Annotated in this window: 3 protein-coding genes and 2 pseudogenes; 1 reads left to right on the forward strand and 4 read right to left on the reverse strand. The window is 55.9% G+C overall.

The genetic code is table 11. The features are described from left to right. Positions 1–993 precede the first annotated feature (993 nt). Together AWB67_RS35005 and AWB67_RS41150 are read right to left on the reverse strand one after the other, a co-directional pair. Positions 994–1698: a phosphatase PAP2 family protein gene (locus AWB67_RS35005; protein ID WP_087660498.1), complete on the reverse strand. Its 705-nt coding sequence runs from the start codon at positions 1696–1698 to the stop codon at positions 994–996. After that, entirely contained in the window at positions 1695–1841 is a 147-nt protein-coding gene (locus tag AWB67_RS41150) for a hypothetical protein (RefSeq protein WP_159965108.1), read from the reverse strand. The genes AWB67_RS35005 and AWB67_RS41150 overlap by 4 nt, the downstream gene beginning before the upstream one ends. Before the next feature lie 213 nt (positions 1842–2054). Here AWB67_RS41150 and AWB67_RS40195 point away from each other — a divergent pair. Further along, positions 2055–2227: pseudogene (locus AWB67_RS40195) on the forward strand (IS110 family transposase); the annotation flags it as partial. Between the two features lie 595 nt (positions 2228–2822). Here AWB67_RS40195 and AWB67_RS35010 read toward each other — a convergent pair. Together AWB67_RS35010 and AWB67_RS35020 are read right to left on the reverse strand one after the other, a co-directional pair. Then, a pseudogene (locus tag AWB67_RS35010) lies at positions 2823–3095 on the reverse strand (DDE-type integrase/transposase/recombinase); the annotation flags it as partial. Positions 3096–3292: 197 nt separating this feature from the next. Continuing rightward, positions 3293–3671: tyrosine-type recombinase/integrase (locus AWB67_RS35020; RefSeq protein ID WP_159965110.1), on the reverse strand; the 379-nt coding region annotated here is incomplete at its 5' end.

The raw sequence follows: 3671 nt of genomic DNA on the forward strand, positions 1-3671 counted from the left end.
CTCTGAGCCGCGGCGTAACCTACCTCAAGCTTAATCCGCGTACCTTGAGGTGCGGCAGGTCCATACATGATGTCTAGCAGGCGAAACCCAGTAACGCCATCGAGAGATGGTGCACGGGCGTGCGCGAAAGACCGAAAGAGGGATCGGGCAAAAGAAAGCCCGCCGCAGCGCTTAGCCGGCGGGCAGAAGGCCAAAACCGAACGCGTCCATGTGCATTCCCCCCAAAGGAAACGCCCAGCAGAACGCCGTTTAAGGATAGATGAACGGGAAAATAAAAAGAAGCCCGCCGATGAGGCGGGCGTCCAAGGACCAATGCTTTGCTGCGCCCTTTGTGACCCCACGCGGGACGCAACCTCATGATAGGCAATATGCGGGAATTTGGCAAAAGAAAGCCCGCCGAGACAGAAGGCAAGGCGGGCAATCCATCACGTCGGGGACCGCGAGGGAGACTACTTACGTTGTAGCAGGGTTGGCCCGCAATGCAAGGCGTATTGATTATCCCCGGGGCTCCGCTATGCGAACCAAAGTCTGCAACGCGTTTTTTAAATGGAGCAAACATGCGCTTCGCCCAAGGCGTTGCCGGGATCGCAACCCGAATAGGCGCAGAACGTGCAGGGTCAGGTAGAGAAGTGCCAGGGCGGCTTCGTCGATTGCGTCGGTATTGATATTCACTCGAAATCGTCGAGCGACGGTAGCCCCTTTCGTCGGGCACGAGCGGGCGGGAGTGTTGGCGTACGCCCGTCGGCCAACAGGTGGCCGATTGACTGATCGATTTCCGCTCCTATGTGCTTGCGGCAAGGTGCAGCAAACTTCAAAAATTACTGCGTGAAATGTCCTTTGGAAACATGCACTTATGAGATAAACCAAGTGTTTAGATATTCTGTATTCAGAAGCTCTTTTCACTATATCTGATGAAGGTTCGGGACCGCGGTCATCATCTTCCATGATCTTTCCGAGTCCGGGAAAATAGATCACACTGGTGCTGACGTATGCCTACTTGCTTAGAGCGTCTTTGAAGACTGACATGGCAATAAATCGTGGCTCGTCGAACGTCGTCGCCAGTTCAAAGAAAAACAGGAAGGCCAACATATACCCTACGGCAGGCCAAGTATCTATGAATCGCACAATTTGAGGCGCGAAGCGTCTTCGCAATGGGGCACGCGTGAAAAGCCACGCAGTGGACCCACCAATCGCGGCACCTGCAATGACATCGGTCGGATAGTGCAACCCTAGATAGACGCGAGGCAGGCAAATAAAGACTACGCAATGCAAGATTGCCAGCACGCCGACCAAGCGCCAAACGAGAAAGATGCCTACCGCAACCGACATCCACAACATGGCATTGTCGCTAGGGAAGGAACTCCACAGACGCAGATACTGGCCTGCTTCATCCGCTCCCGGAAACACTAGATGAACGTTCGGGTCATAGATAGGCCGCACCCGAAAAGGCAGGCAGAGCGCGAGAAGCCGCCCAACAAGAAAAGCGATGAGAGCGGAGCATAGGATTGCGACGACCATTTCCCGGTGCGACTGAGACGAGTTGCCAGGCTTGAACCAGATTGCCCATAAGATCGCGAGAGGAACAACACCTTTGAACAGGTAGAAATTGGCAATAGCTCGAACCGCATGAGTAAGCCCGACTAATGAAGGCGCGACTTGAATAATGGCCGCTTGAATCGATGTATCGAAAGCATTCACGCGTTCCGCTCCTGCCCTTTGTCACCTTGCTTGCTTTCGAGCGAGTCCATGTTTTTCGCGGCCGGCAGCAGCGTTGCCACAAACGCCTCCCATTCCAACAGAATGCGTCCCATGTCCCGCAAAATAAAGTCAGCTAGTCGCATGTCTGTCCCTGCAGAAATCGTGCGCGCCAAAAATGGATATCTTACGCCCGTGGACGGTGGCTCCGATCGGTCGCACGCGTCGGTCCGGACTATCACGCCTCGGCCGAAAACTTCGGCGCTGTCTTCCGTTTTGCTTCGTCGATGTTTTCCATTTCCTCATTCTCTCAGGAGTTGAGGTCTCCGGAAAACCCGGGGCGGTTCAGAACGCCTGGGGTTGCTGGCCTGGGGGACAAACAGGACCAATTCAGCCGCTGGGTTCGCAATCTAATCGAGCTCCGCGGCTACTGGCGAACCGCCATCGCAAGTTTGCGGCCAAGAATGCGAGGCTGGCCTGGGCCATGCTGAAGTACGGTGACGACTTCAAGCATGAGCCGGCCGCCGCTTGACGTGTACGCGGTGCCCTTCCATAGCTTCCAGAGAGCAAGGGCATGAACTATGAGCTTATAGAAAGATAACTTTGCACTGCCAGCGGTGATGTGAAGCGGGTTGGACCCGCGCGGGGCGTACCTGAGTATTCCACGGGGATTTCAATCCCGATTTGCGAATGAGGTCCACGTGTGCGTCTTTCATCAGGGTCCGGGCCATTGGCCTAACATGACCGGTTGTAGTATCGCAGTCCTCCACCCTTCGCGCGCCCCCGGCAAAGGCAGCACAGCAACAGAACACCTTGATTGAGCTTGCGCTCAACCGGGAAGCCCTTGTAGTGGAATACGCACATAACGCAAACCTCGATTTGTCGGCGACGTATTGATCGTCTTCATGAAAGGCCTCCTATTTTTGCTCACCGTCTGCTTCGGCTATGACAGTGTTCATGTGTCGCTTCGGGATGCTTTCTTACGTTGCTCTTCACCCAGAGCCTGCCCCACTCGATCGAATACATGAGTGCCTGCGCCGCGTCATAAAAGTAGTCGAGTCCGCGGACGCTGGGTTGTGTCGCGATAAGGCCCACGCGTTAAGGTTGGCACGTCAGATTAGGATGCCTTATGTAACCAACGAGTAGAATTGTTGGGCGACGTTTCGGTGGGTGTCATCGCCTTTCATCTGCCCTTTTCGGATCATGTGCATGATCTCGACTCCCGACAGGATGATGCGGGCACACCGGAAGTCCTTGAAACCCATCATCGGCCTGACGATCCGTTTGATTGCACGGTGGTCCTGCTCCACGATATTGTTCAGGTATTTGTTCTGTCGGATCTGAATGGGTGTTTCCCGTTCCGAGGTCAGCGCCTCAAGAGCGGCCCGGTTCGCGCCGCTTTATGCATCATCGCGATCGCGGCAACCGACACGCCTGGTCCTTGGCAGGCTGCCACTACTTCCGCTTTGAATTCGTCCGTGTATCGCCGCCGTTTGCGGCGACCCAGGGGGCATCCTGGTCAATAGTGTTCACTTGTCCGCCTATTCGTTAAGTGGACACGATGCTCCCAAGGCTGCTACGTCGATTCAAGATGCCATCACCGGGCGCTTACGTTTGCGTGGCCGAGCCATTCCTGAACCGTGGCGATATCGGCGTCGTGCTCGAGTGCATTGGTGGCGGCGGTCGCTCGCAGGCTATGGACGCGGAAAGCATGAACCTTGATTTGGGCCTTCGCCGCGTAGCTGAGCACAATCTTGTAGACCCCGTCGGCGGTCAGCGCCGCACCGGTTTGTCGGCGGGCGGGTTGGAAGAGCGGGGCGTCCGGCGCGTCGCGATGGCCGGCGACTTCCAAATAGAGATGAATCCGCTCGGCGCTGTCTGGATGCAGCGGCAGATAGCGTAGTTTGTTGCCCTTGCCGTGGATCCGTAAATGCGACACGCCGCGCCGGTCGTGCATGTCTTTCACTTTTAACAAG

Source organism: Caballeronia terrestris (assembly GCF_001544515.1).
GTDB lineage: Bacteria > Pseudomonadota > Gammaproteobacteria > Burkholderiales > Burkholderiaceae > Caballeronia > Caballeronia terrestris.